This is a genomic window from Marinobacter subterrani (assembly GCF_001045555.1).
Taxonomy (GTDB): Bacteria; Pseudomonadota; Gammaproteobacteria; order Pseudomonadales; family Oleiphilaceae; genus Marinobacter; species Marinobacter subterrani.
The window spans coordinates 2,986,644-3,004,279 of record NZ_LFBU01000001.1; the positions used below are offsets into that span (position 1 = coordinate 2,986,644).

General features: G+C 60.7%; 16 protein-coding genes. 10 read left to right on the plus strand and 6 right to left on the minus strand.

Going from position 1 to position 17,636, the window contains the following annotated elements:
• The first annotated feature begins 150 nt into the window (after nt 1-150).
• Nucleotides 151-1,827, plus strand: coding sequence for a pyridoxal-dependent aspartate 1-decarboxylase PanP (gene panP, locus msub_RS13950; RefSeq protein ID WP_048496568.1), 1,677 nt, complete (start codon nt 151-153; stop codon nt 1,825-1,827).
• Between the two features lie 171 nt (nt 1,828-1,998).
• Here the strand turns inward: panP and msub_RS13955 are convergent, their stop codons facing one another.
• Both msub_RS13955 and msub_RS13960 read right to left on the minus strand, forming a co-directional pair.
• Nucleotides 1,999-2,265 (minus strand): hypothetical protein, encoded by a 267-nt coding sequence (locus msub_RS13955; RefSeq protein ID WP_048496569.1) that lies wholly within the window; start codon nt 2,263-2,265, stop codon nt 1,999-2,001.
• 97 nt (nt 2,266-2,362) lie between these two features.
• Entirely contained in the window at nt 2,363-3,922 is a 1,560-nt protein-coding gene (locus msub_RS13960; RefSeq protein WP_048496570.1) for an inorganic phosphate transporter, read from the minus strand.
• Between the two features lie 203 nt (nt 3,923-4,125).
• On the opposite strand from msub_RS13960, the gene msub_RS13965 reads away from it, so the two are divergent.
• The 3 genes from msub_RS13965 to msub_RS13975 all read left to right on the plus strand — a co-directional run bounded on the left by msub_RS13965 (nt 4,126) and on the right by msub_RS13975 (nt 8,421).
• Nucleotides 4,126-5,229: a GGDEF domain-containing protein gene (locus msub_RS13965; RefSeq protein WP_048496571.1), complete on the plus strand. Its 1,104-nt coding sequence runs from the start codon at nt 4,126-4,128 to the stop codon at nt 5,227-5,229.
• Nucleotides 5,230-5,323: 94 nt separating this feature from the next.
• Nucleotides 5,324-5,770 (plus strand): flavodoxin, encoded by a 447-nt coding sequence (locus tag msub_RS13970; protein WP_048496572.1) that lies wholly within the window; start codon nt 5,324-5,326, stop codon nt 5,768-5,770.
• A gap of 98 nt (nt 5,771-5,868) precedes the next feature.
• On the plus strand, nt 5,869-8,421 hold the full coding sequence (locus msub_RS13975; RefSeq protein WP_048496573.1) for an EAL domain-containing protein: 2,553 nt from the start codon (nt 5,869-5,871) through the stop codon (nt 8,419-8,421).
• Between the two features lie 26 nt (nt 8,422-8,447).
• Here the strand turns inward: msub_RS13975 and msub_RS13980 are convergent, their stop codons facing one another.
• The 3 genes from msub_RS13980 to msub_RS13990 form a co-directional block, all read right to left on the minus strand.
• The gene (locus msub_RS13980) at nt 8,448-9,302 is read right to left on the minus strand and encodes an acyl-CoA thioesterase (protein WP_048496574.1); all 855 of its coding nucleotides are present in this window, start codon (nt 9,300-9,302) and stop codon (nt 8,448-8,450) included.
• 130 nt (nt 9,303-9,432) lie between these two features.
• Complete coding sequence (locus tag msub_RS13985; protein WP_048496575.1) at nt 9,433-10,587, minus strand: NAD(P)/FAD-dependent oxidoreductase; 1,155 nt, start codon at nt 10,585-10,587, stop codon at nt 9,433-9,435.
• 38 nt (nt 10,588-10,625) lie between these two features.
• Entirely contained in the window at nt 10,626-10,793 is a 168-nt protein-coding gene (locus tag msub_RS13990) for a rubredoxin (protein ID WP_048496576.1), read from the minus strand.
• A 267-nt stretch (nt 10,794-11,060) separates the two neighbouring features.
• On the opposite strand from msub_RS13990, the gene msub_RS13995 reads away from it, so the two are divergent.
• The 5 genes from msub_RS13995 (at nt 11,061) to phoR (ending at nt 15,282) form a co-directional block, all read left to right on the plus strand.
• On the plus strand, nt 11,061-11,618 hold the full coding sequence (locus msub_RS13995) for a hypoxanthine-guanine phosphoribosyltransferase (RefSeq protein ID WP_048496577.1): 558 nt from the start codon (nt 11,061-11,063) through the stop codon (nt 11,616-11,618).
• On the plus strand, nt 11,599-12,183 hold the full coding sequence (locus tag msub_RS14000) for a chorismate--pyruvate lyase family protein (protein WP_197083841.1): 585 nt from the start codon (nt 11,599-11,601) through the stop codon (nt 12,181-12,183). Before msub_RS13995 ends, msub_RS14000 begins: the two co-directional genes overlap by 20 nt.
• A gap of 69 nt (nt 12,184-12,252) precedes the next feature.
• Complete coding sequence (gene ubiA, locus msub_RS14005) at nt 12,253-13,140, plus strand: 4-hydroxybenzoate octaprenyltransferase (RefSeq protein ID WP_048496578.1); 888 nt, start codon at nt 12,253-12,255, stop codon at nt 13,138-13,140.
• Between the two features lie 76 nt (nt 13,141-13,216).
• Entirely contained in the window at nt 13,217-13,909 is a 693-nt protein-coding gene (phoB, locus tag msub_RS14010) for a phosphate regulon transcriptional regulator PhoB (RefSeq protein ID WP_048496579.1), read from the plus strand.
• 53 nt (nt 13,910-13,962) lie between these two features.
• The gene (gene phoR, locus msub_RS14015) at nt 13,963-15,282 is read left to right on the plus strand and encodes a phosphate regulon sensor histidine kinase PhoR (protein WP_048496580.1); all 1,320 of its coding nucleotides are present in this window, start codon (nt 13,963-13,965) and stop codon (nt 15,280-15,282) included.
• Here the strand turns inward: phoR and msub_RS14020 are convergent.
• Complete coding sequence (locus msub_RS14020) at nt 15,279-16,154, minus strand: response regulator (protein WP_048496581.1); 876 nt, start codon at nt 16,152-16,154, stop codon at nt 15,279-15,281. The two genes, phoR and msub_RS14020, sit on opposite strands and share 4 nt — an antisense overlap.
• Before the next feature lie 229 nt (nt 16,155-16,383).
• Between msub_RS14020 and msub_RS14025 the strand changes: the two genes are divergently transcribed.
• Complete coding sequence (locus tag msub_RS14025) at nt 16,384-17,634, plus strand: lytic murein transglycosylase (RefSeq protein ID WP_048496582.1); 1,251 nt, start codon at nt 16,384-16,386, stop codon at nt 17,632-17,634.
• The last annotated feature ends 2 nt before the right edge of the window (nt 17,635-17,636 follow it).

Sequence of the window (17,636 nt, forward strand, 5' to 3'; positions counted from 1 at the left end):
CGCCACGCCGTATACTACGGCCCCTCAGGGATGCCAGTGCACCCGCCAGAAGCGGGTGAGACGTAACCAATGCCGGACACCATTGCCGGCCGTATCCGCAGGGCATCCGGAACCGGCCCTTCGGATGACCACTGAATGTGAGTGGCGCCTATGACCGGAAAGAAAAAATCCGCCCAGGCCTCCGTTGAGGCCATGTATCGCGTGTTCACGGTGCCCGAGGCACCGGAATCGACGCTGAGCCGGATTGACCAGAATATCTCCCGCAACCTTGCAGGCTTCCTGCAGGAGCATATCGTTGCGGTCGAGCGGGACCTCTCGGATGTGGAGAAAGACTTCTCCGACTACAGCATCCCGGAAAAGCCCGTCTTCGTCTCTGAACAGGCCCAGTTCCTGCTGGACAAACTGGTGGCCAACTCCGTTCACACCGCCTCACCGGCGTTCATCGGGCACATGACCTCAGCGCTGCCATACTTCATGCTGCCGCTGTCGAAAATCATGATTGCCCTGAACCAGAACCTGGTCAAAACCGAAACTTCCAAGGCGTTTACCCCCATGGAGCGCCAGGTACTGGGCATGATTCACCGCCTGGTGTACCAGGAAGACGGGGCCTTCTACCGGAAATGGATGCACGATCCCCGCTACGCCCTCGGCGCCATGTGCTCCGGCGGCACCGTCGCCAACCTGACGGCCCTGTGGGTCGCCCGAAACCGGGCCTTCCCCGCCGAAGGCAGCTTCCGGGGCCTGCACCAGGAAGGCCTGTTCCGGGCCCTGAAATACTACGGCTACGAAGGCGCCGCTATCGTCGTCTCCCGCCGCGGCCACTACTCCCTGCGCAAGGCCGCCGACGTCCTCGGCCTGGGTCGCGAATCCCTGATACCGGTGGATACCGACGACGAAAACCGCATCAATACCGATGCCCTGCGGGACAAGTGCCTGGAACTGCAGCGCCAGAAAATCAAGGTCATGGCCATCTGCGGCGTCGCCGGCACCACCGAAACCGGCAACGTCGACCCGCTGGACGCCATGGCCGACATCGCCCGGGAATTCGGCGCCCACTTCCATGTCGACGCCGCCTGGGGCGGGCCAACCCTGTTCTCACGCACCTACAAACACCTGCTGCGTGGCATCGAGAAAGCCGACTCGGTCACCTTCGACGCCCACAAGCAGCTCTACGTGCCCATGGGTGTCGGCCTGGTGGTATTCCGCGACCCAAGCCTGGCCAGCGCCGTGGAACACCACGCCCAGTACATTATCCGCAAAGGCTCCCGCGATCTGGGCAGTACTACCCTGGAAGGCTCCCGGCCCGGCATGTCCATGCTGATCCACTCCGGCCTGAAAATCCTGGCCCGGGAAGGCTATGAGATCCTGATTGACCAGGGCATCGAAAAGGCAAAAACCTTCGCGGACATGATTGAGGCGGAGCCGGATTTCGAACTGATCACCCGGCCGGAACTGAATATCCTGACCTACCGCTACTGCCCGGAAAAGGTGCGGGAAGCACTGGCCATTGCCGACCCCCTGCAGGCGGAAAAACTCAACACCTGCCTGAACCGGATCACCAAGTTCATCCAGAAAACCCAGCGGGAACGGGGCAAGGCGTTCGTCTCCCGGACCCGGCTGGAACCGGCCCGTTACTTCAATTTTCCGTGCATCGTGTTCCGGGTGGTATTGGCAAATCCGTTGACCACCAAGGAAATTCTGACGGACATCCTGGTTGAACAAAGGGAATTGTCACGGGATGAGGGAATCGAGGATGAGATCAGCATCCTGCACCAGATGGCAGATGCAGTGTTGAGACAGACCACTCCAAGCGCGAGACAGGCCTGAAGGCGATTCAACAAGTCTGGCGAGCCAGCAGGGTGGACGTTTCGAAAACTGTGCGGAGCCATGGATGGCGGAGCCCAAGCGTCACAAGGACGTGCCGCAAGGAGCGTGTTTTCGAAACGTCCACCCTGCTGGCTCTTTCCCGAGGCTTGAGGCCCCGAGTTCAGGGCTACCTTAGTAAAGCGCCTCTTCATCATCCAGAACGTCATGGATGATATCCAGGAACATCTTGTCCGCCTCACTCCAGTTCTCCGGAATCCGGATGTTTGTGTTGGCACTGATTTCCCGGGCGATAACCTCATCGGCATTCGGATCGCTGCGGTGCTTTCGGGCAATTTCCATGGATTTCACCGCAATGGTGGGATCACTCAGAACCTTCTTGATAAACACCCGCAACTCATCAATCATCCTCGCCTGCCGGCTTTCACTCGACGTACTCATACTTCACTCCCCGGACCCATGAACGCTCGGGGGCAACCACCCCCGGTGCAATCTGCATAGTATGGTCAAACTGACCCGTTACAGCCAGCCCCGGCGCTCAGACCAGAAGGCCGCGCAGGGTAAAGAACAGGATCGCCGCCATGATTGCGGATGCCGGCACGGTGATGATCCACGCCGCCGCAATCCTCACCAGGTGGGAGCGCTTGACCATTTCCTCCCGGTAGATCTTCTTCAACCGCTTACGTTCGGACTTGGACAACGGCACCTGCTTTTTCTTCTTCGCCTGTTTCAGCAGTTTTTCCATTTCCTCCACCGAGGCATTACGGAAGTCATCCAGGAACGGCTTCAGGCGCGCCTGCTCTTCCGGATCATGGTGTTCCATGATCTTGTGCAGCTGTGTCGCATAATTCGACTTCAGGTATTCCCGGAGGAACCCGACGCCAAACACCCCGCCAATCGCAATATGCGTGGAGCTCACCGGCAGGCCCAACTGGGAAGCGACAATGACAGTCAGTGCGGCGGACAGAGCAATACAGAAGGCGCGGGTCTTGTCCAGTTCGGTAATTTCACTGCCAACGGTCTTGATCAGACGCGGGCCGAACAGCACCAGACCAACGGCAATGCCCAGGGCACCGACCATCATGACCCACAGAGGAATGCTGGCTGAGGTAATCACCGTGCCGGCTGACAACGCATCGTTAATCGCCGCCAGCGGTCCGATGGCATTGGCGACATCGTTGGCACCATGGGCGAAGCTCAGCAGGGCGGCGGCAAAAATCAGCGGCCAGGTAAACAGGGTGTTCACCCCGGCGGAGCTGTTCTCCATGGTGGCGGCCATACGGCCCACCAGCGAACGCATTGCAAAAAACACCAGTACCGCTGCCGCGAACCCGATCAGGGTGGCGTCCAGGAAATCCACCTTGATGATCTTCTTGACCCCCTTGATCATCAGGTAGGTGCCAAAGGCCCAGGCCATTATGGCGACCAGCCACGGCACAAACGTGCGCGCCGCCGGTATGAGGTCCTTGCGATACAGCACCGTTTTCTTGATAGCGAACAGAAACACGGCCGCCAGGGCTCCGCCCAGCACCGGCGAGATCACCCAGCTGGCGGCAATCTTGCCCATCACAGCCCAGTCGGCAATACCCCAGCCACCAGCCGCGATACCGGCGCCAAGAACGCCACCGACGATCGAGTGAGTGGTCGAGACCGGCGCACCCATCCAGGTGGCCAGATTCAGCCAGAGCGCGCCAGCCAGCAGAGCGGCTGTCATCAGCCAGACGAAAGCCCGGCCATCATCCAGGCTGGAGGGATCAATAATTCCCCCCTTGATGGTTGAGACCACGTCACCGCCGGCGATCAGCGCGCCACCCGCCTCGAAAACAGCAGCAATGACAACAGCCGCCCCGAGTGAAAGGGCGCCGGAGCCAACCGCCGGCCCCACATTGTTGGCCACGTCGTTGGCGCCGATATTGATCGCCATGTAACCACCGATGACGGCCGCGGCCATCAGCAACATGCTGTTCGGTATTCCCTGGCTGAATGATCCGACCGTCAACCAGATTCCCAGCAGGAAAAGCAGGCTGATGCCGACCCTGTATCGTTCCGTGGCAGGGCTTGTGAGGAGGGTGTCAAGGAATCCGCTCGAACGGGCCATATCAGATCTCGTCTGGTCTGTCAGAAATGGGAGCAATGGTTACTGCGCCGCAACTATAAAATCTCTGACATGAAAATGAAATAAAACGGTCCTGTTTCATGCAGGCCAACCCCATCACAGACCAAAGCGCAAAACTCCACTAAGTTAGGTCCTAATCCGGACTAACAGCGTCAAAACTACAAAAACATCCAGGCAAGACTTCCATGTCCCAACCAGCTTCCTCCGGCCAACGTGCGGCCGGCGAACGGGAAGACGCCCAGGTTGCGCGCCTGCTCACCTGGCTGTCGGCAACCGCCATCGGCTTTCTCATCGGAATCGGCGCCAAGGCCTGGTTCGCGGGTCATACCACCCATGCCTGGGTATTATGGTGCTTTATCGGGCTGATCGGCCTGAACATGCTCAATTTTGCGCGCACCGGAAACCGGGTACGGCAAAAAGGCGGGCTGATTGTCATTGTCGGCCTGCTGTTCACCTATCTGATTGCCTCCGGTGGTGAGAGCAATACCGGCCCACTCTGGTTCTATGTGTTTCCTCCACTGCTGTTCTACCTCACCGATCTGAAGACCGGCACGGCGGTTTTGCTGTTTTGCTACCTGGTCGCGGTGGTGGTGTTCCAGTTTCCCGATCTGCCGCTGGTGGCCGCGGAATACACCACGGATTTCAAGATCCGCTTTTTCGCCACCCTCACCTTCGAATCGATTTTCTGTTTTGTGCTGGAAGCCGGCCGCCTGAAGGCCCGCAACGAACTGGTCGCCCTTGCCGAAGCCCACGAGCATGCAGCCCGGACTGACGAGCTTACCGGGCTGTCTAACCGCCGGGATATGCACAACCGCCTCGCCACGGAGTTTTCCCGCTACCAGCGCTCCGGGCACCACTTCTCGATCGCCCTGATTGATCTGGATCTGTTCAAGAACATCAACGACCGGTTCGGGCACGATGCCGGCGACGAGGTACTCCGGGAGTTTGCCGCACTGGTGAAGACCCTGATCCGGCAGACCGATGTGGCGGCCCGATGGGGTGGCGAGGAATTCCTGGTACTTCTCCCCGACACCTCGGTGCTCCAGGCCCTGGCCTTTGCCGAAAGGCTTCGCTTCGAGGTGGCCGGAAAGACCTTCGGATTCCGGAGCGAGGCGCTGCCCGTGACCATCAGTGCTGGCGTCTGCTCCATTGCCAAGGCCGGATCCCTCGACGACCTGCTCAAGCAGGCCGATGTCAACCTGTACAGTGCCAAGGAATCCGGACGCAACCGGGTCGCCCCCCGGGTTCGCAGGCAGGAGACTGGCCCGACGGTAGCGTCCGGCCGGTAAACCCGCCAGTTGAGCCAGGTAAACGCTCCCGTTATGATCGTGCGCCACTGAATGACCGTATGGTCTGAACCCATTGCACTGAACAGGTAAACCAATGACAGCCATCCGTATTCTGGTGGGCAGCGTGTACGGCGGTGCGCTACTGACCGCCCGGGCCATCAAGAAGGAACTGGAAACCGAAGGACATCAGGCCACGGTGCTGGAAAACCCGGTTCTGGAGGACATCACCTCAAACGAAGAGCCTCTGCTTGTGTGCACATCCACCACCGGGCAGGGGGAACTACCCGCCAACCTGTTGCCGTTTTACCTGGCGCTGCGGGAGCAGTTGCCGCAACAACCGGGCCGGCCGTTCGGTGTGATCGTGCTGGGTGACAGCTCCTACGGCGACACATTTTGCGGCGCCGGAGAACTGATGACCGAGGCCCTGTACGAAACATCCGCCCGCAAGGTTGGTGACACTCTGCAAATCGACGCCCTGGAAACCATGGAACCTGAGGCCGAGGCATTGCCCTGGGTCCGGCAGTGGCTCGGCCAGGTCTGACCCGGGTTGCACAAATTTTCCAAACAGGCCCTGGCCCGACTTGAGCCGTTAATGGCGACACGCCATACTCAAAAAGACAACGATATAAGCGGTACACCGTGGCACCCACACAATGGCTCCGTTTGCTGGTCGCACTGACCCTGCTGTCAGGCCTTGTAGCCCCTTCCCACGGGGCTGGGACTTCCTATATCCCGCGCGTTGAATACCTCCGGGCGGCCCCCGACAGCGACCTCACCGCGCTGGAGGCTCTGGCCGCCGACAATTGGCAGCTTCTGGAAGAGCAGAGCCCGAATTTCGGTTATATCCGGGACACGGTCTGGCTTCGGTTCCCGGTCACCAGCCCGGCGACCATCAATCTTCTGGCCATCAGCTATGCCCAGCTCGACAGCGTGACTTTCTACCTGCTGGAGAACGGCCACATTGCCAACCGGGTAGAAACTGGCGACCGGGTTCCTTTTACCGACCGCCCCATCCTGCACCGGTATTTCCTGTTTCCGTTTGACCAGAGCATTGCCAGCGAATACCGGATTCTGCTGAGGGTCAGCACCCAGGGCGCCATGCAGATCCCGCTCAGGCTCTGGAACGCCCAAGCGTTTTTCGAACACACCTCCGCCGAGGACCAGCTCCACGCCATCTACTACGGCATTCTGATCACCGTTATCTTCTTCAACCTGTTTATTTTTTCCGCCCTGCGGGAGCCGGTTTACCTGCTCTATGTGCTCTCCACCCTGAGCTACCTGCTGCTGATCAGCAGCCTCAACGGCACCAGCTTCCAGCTTGTCTGGCCAGACAGCCCGGCCATGCACAATCAGATGATGCTGCTCTCGGTGCCCCTTGCCATGCTGTTCACCCTGTTGTTTTCCCGTTCGTTCCTCAGGCTGAAGAGCACCGGGCCCACGCTTGACCGGCTGGTGGTTATGACCATCACTCTGAATGCCGTGGTTGCCACTACCACCTTCTTCGTGGATTACAGCACCGGCAGCCGCCTGACCGTTGCGCTGGCCATACCCAGCTGCCTGCTGCTCACCAGCCTTGGCCCGCTGCAATGGGCCAAGGGCAACCCGCAGGCCAGTTACTACACCCTCGCCTGGGGCGCACTCACACTCGGCAGCGCCATTACCGCGGCCAACAAATACGGGCTGCTGCCCAACAACTTTGTCACCATCTACGGCATGCAGATTGGTTCCGCCCTGGAAGCCATTCTGCTGACCCTGGCACTGGCGGCCAGGCTGTACCAGGAGCGGCAGGACAAGGTAGAGGCCCGGGAGGCCGAGCTCAGGGCAATGGCGGCGCGGCGCTCGGCCGAGCTCAAGCTGATGGACCACGCCCTGCACAGCCCGCTGACCGGGCTGCCCAATCGCAGCAGTTTCGAAATGGTGCTGAACGATCTGATGATGCGCCACCCCGATCAGCGATACGGGGTTGCCATCATTCATCTGAACAACCTGCAATCCGTGACCAAGACACTGGGCCACCGCAACTGCGACCTGATTCTGGAACTGGCGTCCAAACACTACAACGCCGTTATCCGGGAGCTGTCGGGCGCCATGCCCGTGGAACAAAGCGATCAGCGCAACTTTTTCCTGGCCTCGCTGGAACCTCAGACGTTTGCGTTTATCGTTGATGCCGATGCGACCGGCTCTGCGCCCCGGGCGGTTCTCAGTGGCCTGGATGGCATCCGTAATCCGATTGATTACCTGGGCATGCAGGTCCCGCTGGAGCCACGGCTGGGCGTGGCCATCTTCCCGGAGCACGGCATGGACGCCAACACCCTGATCCGTCGGGCGGTGATCGCCGAGGGGTCGGCCGGCGAACGGGGCATCGCCTATTACCAACCGGCACGGGATTCCTATAGCGCTGACCGGCTTACCCTGGTTTCGGAACTGCGCCAGGCCCTGGCGAATGACGGGCTGGCGCTTTTCATGCAGCCCAAGCAGTGCCTGAAAACCAACCGGATTGTGGGCCTGGAGGCGCTGATCCGCTGGCCGGGGCGGGCCCAGCCGATTGCGGCAGACGAGACGATCAACCTGGCAGAGCAGACCGGGCTGATCAGACCGCTGACCCGTTGGGTGCTGGAGCAGGTCCTGGAAATGCGTTCCCAGCTACTGGACCGGGGCTGGCCCCTGAGCATTTCCGTCAACGTCTCCCCGAATAACCTGCGGGAGCCGGATTTCCCGATTTTCGTGCAGCGATTGATGGACCGCTACCCCAACCATCAGGGCGCGATCATTTTTGAAGTCACCGAAACCTCGATGATGCAGGACCCGGCCAATTCCCTGAAAGCCCTGAATTCCCTGAATGCCAGCGGCATTCCGGTTTCCATCGATGATTTCGGCTCCGGTTATTCGTCGCTCTCCTACATCAAGCAGTTACCAGCCAGCGAGATCAAGATCGACCGGTCACTGGTGACGGAGTTGGCCACCGAAGCGGAAGACCGGGTCATTGTCCAGACCACCATCGAGATGTGCCACAGCCTTGGCTATCGAGTCGTCGCCGAGGGTGTGGAGGATCATGGCACGGCAGATCTGCTGCGGGAAATGGGCTGTGACATGATCCAGGGTTATCTGCTCACGCCACCCCTGCCCTTCGGTGAACTGCTGGAATGGCTGAACCAGTCCAACCAGCCACAGGATCATCGCAGACTCGGCTGAGAATGACTCGCAGACCTGGCGGGACACTAGCGCTGACGAATCAGCGCTTCCTGGGTGGTGGATGCCACCAGTGTGCCGTCCTGTTTGAAGAAATTGCCACGATTGAATCCCCGCCCGGCCGAGGCGCTGGGGCTGTCCTTGTCGTACAGCAGCCAGTCATCCATCCGGAACTCCCGGTGGAACCAGATGGCATGATCCAGGCTGGCCACCTGCAGGTTCTTGCTCATGAACGTGAGGCCATGGGGATTCATGGCGGTGCCAAGGAACTGGAAGTCGGAGGCATAGGTCAGCAGGCAGCGGTGCAGTACCGGATCATCCGGCAGCGGCCCCTGGGCGCGAAACCAGCTTTGCTTATGGGGCGGGCGTTTTTCGGGCTTGAGCGGATTGACCGGGTCCACGGGCCGGATCTCGATCGGGCGGTCACGGGTGAGGGTTTCGCGCATTCGCTCCGGCATCTGGGGTGCCAGGATTCGGCCCCACTCCTGCTCGGAACGGAGTGCGTCCGGCCCCGGCGCGTCGGGCATCGTCAACTGATGCTCGAACCCCTGCTCCGCCACCTGGAACGACATCGAGCCGGTCAGGATTTCCTTGCCATCCTGGCGGGCGATGACGCGGCGAACCGAAAAGCTGCCACCGTCCCGAACCCGCTGGACCTCGTAATCAATCGGCATGCTGTGATTGCCAGGGCGCAAGAAATAGGCATGCAGGGAATGGCAAAGCCGGTCCTCAACGGTACGACTGGCCGCCATCAGTGCCTGCCCGAGCACCTGCCCGCCAAACACATTGGGAAAGCCCAGATCCTCGCTGTCGCCCTGGAAATGATCGGCGCCGATGGGTGAAAGATCCAGTAATTCCACCAGCTTCCTGGTTACCTCAAGCATGCCTGCTCCTGTAATTTCGTTAGCACACGACGGAGTTTTCTACCGTAAGCGGGCGGAATTGGCAATGAAAAGCCGCGAACGACAGAAAAAAGGCCCTGAGACATCGGGGCCTTTCAGTCAATGCGCAGGGTTACCCGTGTATTGCCGGCACTTCCCGGGATAACGCCTGTTTTTCCATCGCAAAGCGGCCGGTGACCGCAAACCCGAGCAGATCGCCGGCCGGGCTCTTGAACAGCGCCTTCACGTCAGTGCCGTCCTGCTCGATGGCCCAGCTTCCTTCAGCCTCCGGGGGCGGCGGGCAGACCGCGGTCGGGCAGCAGGGCGTCTTGATCATTACCGGCATGGTGCCGTAGCTCACCTCGGCCCGCTCACCGGTCAGGGTTCTGGCGAGAGCCCGGGCGCAAGCCATCAGGGGAAGGACATAGAGCAGAACATGGCCGTCCACCTCGGCGCAGTCACCAAGGGCGTAGACGTCCGGCGCCGAGGTTTCCAGGGCGCGATTGACGACGATGCCACGGCCGGTCTCGAGGCCAGCCGACCGGGCCAGCTCGATGCGGGGCCGCAGTCCGACGGCCGACAACACCAGGTCGGCGGCCAGCGTCTCGCCATTGGCAAGGCTGACGTTAACGCCATCGCCGGCCCGATCAACCCGGTCCACCACGGTGCCGAGGTGAAAACGCACCCCGAGGTTTTCCAGTTCCTGCTGGACCGCGTTGGCGGCAACTTCCGGCAGCAAGCCTGGCATCACTACATCCGAGGGCGCAATCACATCCACCTCGTAGTCACCATTGCGCAGGTCATTGGCGAACTCGCAACCGATCAGGCCGGCGCCCATGATCGCAACCCGCTTGCCTTCGCCAAGGGCCTTGCGGAACTCGCGGTAGTCCATCAGGTCGTTGACCGAGAACACGCGCTCCTGGCCATCCCCCGCGAGGCTCAGCCGGATAACATCGGCGCCCCAGGCCAGAACCAGCTTGCTGTAGACCAGCCGCTCGTCGCCCAGAACCAGCTCGTGGGACCGGGTATCAATGCCGGTCACGGTGCTGAACGCCCGGATCTGCAGATTCAGCTGTTCGGCCATGGTGTCGGTTGTGCCCTGGGCCAGACCGTCGGCATCCTTGCCCTTGGAAAAGCCGGTGGAGAGCATGGGCTTGGAATAGCTCACCCCATCATCGGCGGTCACCATAATGACCGGGATGTCTTTGTCCTGCTTGCGGATCTCCCGGGCCAGCGAATAGCCGGACAGCCCGGTTCCGACGATAACGATGGGGGCCTGCTCAGTCATAACCACATTCCTTGATTTAACGGCCGTGCCGCTTGCTATCAGCTAATCTCGATCATCTCAAAGTCTTCCTTGCCGACCCCGCAATCGGGGCAGACCCAGTCTTCCGGTACGTCTTCCCATTTGGTGCCCGGCTCAATACCGTCCTCGGGCCAGCCTTCCGCCTCATCGTAAATCAGTCCACAGACCACGCACTGCCACTTCTTCATCAAATCTCTCCCGGGTTGATCAAGCGCCATGATAATTGTCAGACAATAAGGCGCCAATAGGTTTCATTCAGTTAACAGATACGAACCATCCTTGAATCAGGCCATCATACCCATCGCCCCTGCATTCACCAATGCCAGTGTCGACGCACGACACCGGGGTTTTCTGCCAATCGCCATAGACAAACACACCGGATGAACCGGGACCGCCCCTCCCTTCCGGCGACCCTCTCCGGTATAATCGCCCGTTTTACGACAGGACCGACCGATATGACCGATACCGTCGCCGAAATGAACCAGGTTATGGCCGAAGCCGATTGCCTGGTGGACGAACAACAGGTGCAGACTGCAATTGACAACCTGGCTGACGATATTACCGAGCGCCTGAAGGACAGCAACCCCCTGCTGTTCTGTGTGATGAATGGCGGCCTGATCCTGACCGGGCAGTTGCTGCCCCGGCTCCGGTTCCCGGTCCAGGCCGAGTATCTGCATGCCACCCGCTATCGTCAGGAAACCACCGGCGGCATCCTGGAATGGAAGCTTCAGCCAGAGGTCGAGATGAGCGGCCGCACCGTCCTCATTGTGGATGACATTCTGGATGAGGGCACCACCCTGTGCGCGATTGCCGATTACTGCCTTGCCCACGGCGCCAGCGAAGTGCTTACCGCTGTGCTGGTCGACAAACAGCACGACCGCAAGGCCCGCCCGGACCTGAAAGCGGACTTCACCGGCCTGGAAGTGGAAGACCGCTTCCTGTTTGGCTACGGCATGGATTACAAGGGCTACTGGCGCAACGCGCCCGGCATCTATGCGGTCAAGGGCCTCTGATATCAAACGCCAACCGAGCGACATCAACAGTCACCTGAGCATTCCGCCAACCGCCTGGTATCGCTCGCTGACCGCGGCCGGACTGCGCAATCCGCAAGTGCACGGCTGCGCCCGCTACTGGCTGCGGGTGGAGGGCTCGTTTACCCGGGCCCTCCAGAAACAGTGCACCCGTTCCTTTGATGTTGAGGTTCGCCAGGAAGGTTTCGCGCCGCCGAGCCTGGAAGAATCCCGGCGCCTGGACATTCCGCCGCGGCAGCACGCCTGGATACGGGAAGTCCGGCTGTGTGGGGACGGAGAGCCCTGGGTGCTGGCCCGCACCGTGATCCCGCTGAGCTGCCTGGAGGGCGAGGGCCGACGCCTGCTCCACCTGGGCAACAGGCCCCTGGGAGCCTACCTGTTCAGCAGCCCACTCTGGCAGCGTGGCCCCCTGGAAACCGGGGTCTGCAATCCCGCTGTCGCAGGCCAGCCGCAACTGGCCCGACGCTCCCTGTTCAGCGGCCACAACAGCTCCCTGCTGGTGGGCGAATACTTCCTGCCGGCGCTGTTCGGCCGGAACGCGCTTTAACCGGTGTCCCGCCACTGGCTATAATCTCTTGCAATTGCTGAATTCGCAGACCACCAGACGGACGCCGCCATGCTGCTTGATGCCATGCCAGACCATATCCGGAGCCGGCTGGCCGACTACGCCAGACTGCTCAGAATCGACCGCCCGATTGGCACCCTGCTGTTGCTGTGGCCGACCTACTGGGCCCTGTGGCTGGCCGGAGAGGGCAGTCCCGGGCTGGGCAATATTGTCATTTTCACCCTTGGCGTATTCTTCATGCGCGCCGCCGGTTGCGCGATCAACGATTTCGCCGACCGGGACTGGGACAAACACGTCAAGCGCACCCAGGACCGCCCGCTGACCGCAGGCCGGGTCAAACCGGGGGAGGCCCTGGCACTGTTTGCCGGGCTGTGCCTGATCTCCTTGCTGATGGTGGTGCTGTTCACCAACACCCTCACCCTGTACCTGTCGTTCGGCGGCGCTGTGCTGGCGTTCATATACCCGTTCATGAAGCGCTATACCCACCTGCCACAGCTGTTTCTCGGGGCCGCGTTTTCCTGGGCGATTCCCATGGCGTGGGCGGCGGAAGCCGGTGAACTGAGCCAGCTCACCTGGCTGCTGTTCACCGCCAATGTGCTCTGGACGGTCGCCTACGACACCTTCTACGCCATGGTCGACCGGGACGACGACCTGAAGGTGGGTATCAAGTCCACCGCGATCCTGTTCGGCGATGCCGACCGGGCTATCATCGGTATATTACAGACCATGGTGGTGCTGATTCTGCTGTTGGTGGGCCACCGGGCAGACCTGGGCACCTTCTACAACCTGGGCGTACTGGCCATGGCCTGTCTCTTTATCTACCACCAGTTTCTGACCCGGAACCGGGAGCGTGAAGGGTGTTTCAAGGCCTTTCTCAATAACAACTGGGCCGGGTTCGCGGTTTTTGCCGGCCTGGTGACAGACCTCCTTATCGGCTGAGCCTGTCATATACTTGTAACAGCAAGGCGTTGTAATGAGGCGGCAACAAACCAAGGTCTGACACAGGTTAACGCTCATGAACGGAAAAACTGTCCTGATCGTCGATGACGAGGCACCCATTCGCGAGATGATCGCCGTGGCCCTCGAAATGGCGGACTACGACTACTTGGAGGCAGCGGACGCCCGGGAAGCCCATGCCCTGATTGTCGACAAACACCCGGATCTCGTGCTCCTCGACTGGATGCTCCCCGGCACCAGTGGTGTGGAACTGGCCCGCCGCCTGAAAAAAGAGGAGGCAACGTCCGACATTCCCATTATCATGCTCACTGCCAAGGTTGAGGAAGATAACAAGATTCAGGGTCTGGAAGTTGGTGCCGACGATTACATCACCAAGCCGTTCAGCCCCCGGGAGCTGGTTGCTCGCCTGAAGGCAGTTCTGCGGCGCGCCACACCGCCCGGCGTGGACAGCCCCATCGAGGTGGAAGGCCTGACCCTGGACCCTGTGGGCCACCGGGTGACCACCAATACCGGCGCGCTGACCATGGGCCCGACTGAATACCGGCTGCTTCAGTTCTTCATGACCCACCAGGAGCGGGTATATACTCGCTCACAGCTTCTGGACCAGGTCTGGGGCGGTAATGTCTATGTAGAAGAGCGGACGGTGGATGTTCACATCCGCCGGTTGCGTAAGGCTTTGGGCGACCAGTACGATCATCTGATCCAGACGGTTCGGGGAACCGGTTACCGTTTCTCGACCAAAGCTGCGTAAGTAACTCCGGCCAGCTGCGCGTCAGGCCCGGATTGGACATAAGGCAGTTCTTGATGCAACACAACTGGTCGCGGTACCTGCGCTACATCCTCGGCGGCCTGCTCGGCTGTACGCTGGTGGGCCTCTACTTTGGCGAGCCGGTTTACGGGCTCACGTTCGGGCTGGTGATCTACCTCTGGTGGACACTGGTTCAGGCCAGGCGCATGTACCAGTGGCTGGCCAACCCGAGCGCTACCGACGAGGCGCCCCAGAGTGTCGGGCTCTGGGGCGATATCTTCGACAACCTCCACAAGCTGCACCAGAACCATCTGAGAACGCAGGATCGCCTGCGGGCGCGGATCAACCGGGTGCAGGAATCCACCAATGCCATGCGCGATGGCGTCATCATGACCGACTCCCGGGGTGCCATGGAGTGGTGGAACGGCTCCGCCGAGTACCTGCTCGGGTTCAGGCGCACCACTGATCAGGGCCAGTACATACACAACCTGATTCGCACACCGGCCTTCAAGACCTATTTTGATTCCCGGGATTACCGCGAACCGCTGGAAATCCATTCGCCGGCCAAGCCCCACATCCACCTGCAGATCCAGATCAGCCTGTTCGGCGACGACGACCGGCTGCTCGTCGCCAAGGACGTAACCCGCCTGTATCAACTCGAGCAGATGCGCCGAGACTTCGTGGGCAATGTGTCGCACGAAATGCGGACACCGCTGACCGTGATCAGCGGCTACCTGGAAACCCTGGTAGACAACGCGGATGATTTGCCGCCGAAATGGCGCCGGGCGATTAATACCATGGCCGCCCAGTCATCGCGCATGGAGGCCCTGATTACCGACCTGATCCTGCTGTCCAGAATTGAAACCGGCGAACAGACAGTGAATGACACTCCCACCGACGTGGACCAGCTTATCAGCCAGATCAGCCATGATGCGCGGGCACTCAGTGGTGAGAAACAGCATGAGATCACCGTTCAGATCAGCGACCACCGGCTGCTTAAAGGCGATGAAAGCCAGTTGCGCAGCGCCTTCTCCAACCTGATATTCAATGCGGTCAAGTACACACCCGCCGGCGGCAAAATTACGGTGTCCTGGTCCACCAACCGGGAAGGCGCCCACCTGTCGGTAAAAGACACCGGAATCGGCATTGATCCGGTCCATATTCCCCGCCTGACGGAGCGCTTCTACCGGGCTGACCCGAGCCGGCACAAAGACACAGGCGGCACCGGTCTTGGCCTTGCCATCGTCAAACACGTTCTGCTGAACCACGATGGCAGCCTGGAGATACGCAGCCGGATTGGCGAAGGCAGCGAATTCATCTGTCACTTCCCGAGGGAGCGACTGGTGGAGCGGGTACCCGAGAAGGCGGAAGGTTAAGGGGTACCGGCCCGGAACCGGGCAATAAACCGGGACAGGTCCTCCAGTTTTTTCGGGTCCTCATCGACAAAGCGGATGGTCACGCTGACGAAGTCGGTATCCTGGCGCTTGTCCACCGCCTGCAACTGATGCACATAGCCGTTCAGCCGGGCCATCTGCCCCTCGCCGGTTTCGATATCTACCACCGCCTGGTCAAGAATGCCGGGAAACACCTGGTCCCGTTTGGCAATCACCCGCACCTCCGTGAGGTTGATGTCCTTGACCACCGATTTCAGGGTGCTCTCGGCGAAGCGCACCGAGGCAAGGCTCATCGTTCCCCGGCCCGCTGCCGGTCTGGGGGTGGCCGCGTTGCCCGCGGCCGGCGGTGATGACGGCTCAGACACTGGCGGGGTGGCGGCAGGCTCCGGCTTGCGGGTCAGCAGGGTGGCAGATTCCTTGAACGCGTCCGCCGGGCTGGCCATGGACTTGCCGCTGTGATCCATGGCGTCTTTCAGCTTTCGCCCCATCACCTTGATAATTTTCTTGCTCAGACCTTCAGGGCTGAACGGCTTGCCCAGGTATTCCGACACGCCGCCCCTGACCGCTTCGATCACATGGTCCTTGTCACCCCGGCTGGTAATCATGATGAACGGTACTTTCTCGTACTGCGGCTGCGCGCGCATCCACTGAAGCAACTCCAGCCCGGACATTTCCGGCATTTCCCAGTCGCACAGCACCAGGTCAAACGCCGTCCGGGACATCAGGGATTGTGCCCTTCGGCCATTCTGGGCATCCATGGTTTCGATCACCGGAAACCGCTGGCGTACCGTGCGCTTGACCAGATCCCGTACAAAGCTGGCATCGTCTACCACCAGCGCTTTCAGCATTGCCATAGTTACGACCTTCCGCTCTCAACATCCGCACTTTATCGTGCAACTATAGAACAAAGGCCGGTGCCGGAAACCGGTCGGCAACAAAAAGACGACAAATGCCATTTCAACGGAACCTGCAGGTTAAAGAATTGTCACTCCAGTTGGGTTCCGGCGGTGTTTCTCTGGCGGGAAAACGCGCTACTATGGGGCCCAAAACATCTCACCATCGTTACCCTGATAGAGGTTCTGTGTGCTGACCACACCTGCAAGGATTCTGCGCCCTCGCCGGCTTACCTGCGGCTTACTGGTTTCCGGTTTTCTAACATGCCTGTCACTGCCCGCCACCGCCCAGGAGAGCGCGGCGGTGGCCCCCGCCGGTTTTGCCGAGTGCAAGGCCCGGCTCGAGGAGCAGGCCATTGAGGCCGGAGTCAGCCGCAATACCGCAAACGAGGTGATGGCCGGGGCGGAATACCTGGGCCGGGTAATCGAACTGGACCGCCGCCAGCCGGAATTCACCACCACCTTTGCCGATTACCTGAACCGGCGGGTGAACGACGACCGGGTCAGTAAGGGCCGTGAATTGCTGGCAGAGCATGAGCAACTGTTGGCCAGGGTGACCCGGGAAACCGGTGTTCCGGCGCCCTACCTGGTGGCTTTCTGGGGTCTGGAGACCAACTTTGGCAGCTATTTTGGCAAGATGCCGGTGCCCAGTTCACTGACGACCCTGGCCTGTGACCCCCGCCGCAGCAGTTTCTTCACCACCCAGCTGATTGCCGCTCTGAGAATCATTGACGAAGGCGCCATTCCGGCCGACCAGATGGAAGGCTCCTGGGCCGGCGCCATGGGTCATGTGCAGTTCATGCCCACGGTGTTTCTCAAGCACGCCGTGGATGCGGACGGTGACGGGCGCCGGGACCTCTGGCACAGCCTGCCGGATGCCATGATGTCGGCCGGCAAGTTCCTGCAATCCATGGACTGGAATGGCGACTATCGCTGGGGCCGTGAGGTGCTGCTGCCGGACAACTTCGACTACTCGCTGGCAGACGGGCGACAGTTGCCCCTGGCTCGGTGGCGAGACATGGGCATTACCGACGCCTTTGGCAAGCCCCTCGCCAGGGAGCCCATTGAAGCCTCCCTGGTGGTGCCCGCCGGGCATGAAGGCCCGGCCTTTCTGGCCTATCACAACTTCCGGGTGATCATGGGCTGGAACCGTTCCGAATTCTACGCCATCGCCGTTGGCCATCTGGCCGACCGGATTGCCGGTGCCGGAAAGCTACAGAACCCGCCACCGGTAGACGCGCCGACCCTGTCCCGGGAAAATATCATTAACCTCCAGCAGGCCCTGAAGCAAAAAGGTTATCAGCCGGGTGAAGCCGATGGCATCCTCGGCCCGGCAACCCGGTCAGCCATCCGGCAGTTCCAGGCCTCCGCCGGACTGATTGCCGATGGTTACCCTGGTGAAACCGTGCTGGCAAAACTGGGCATCCAGGCCGCGCAGTAATC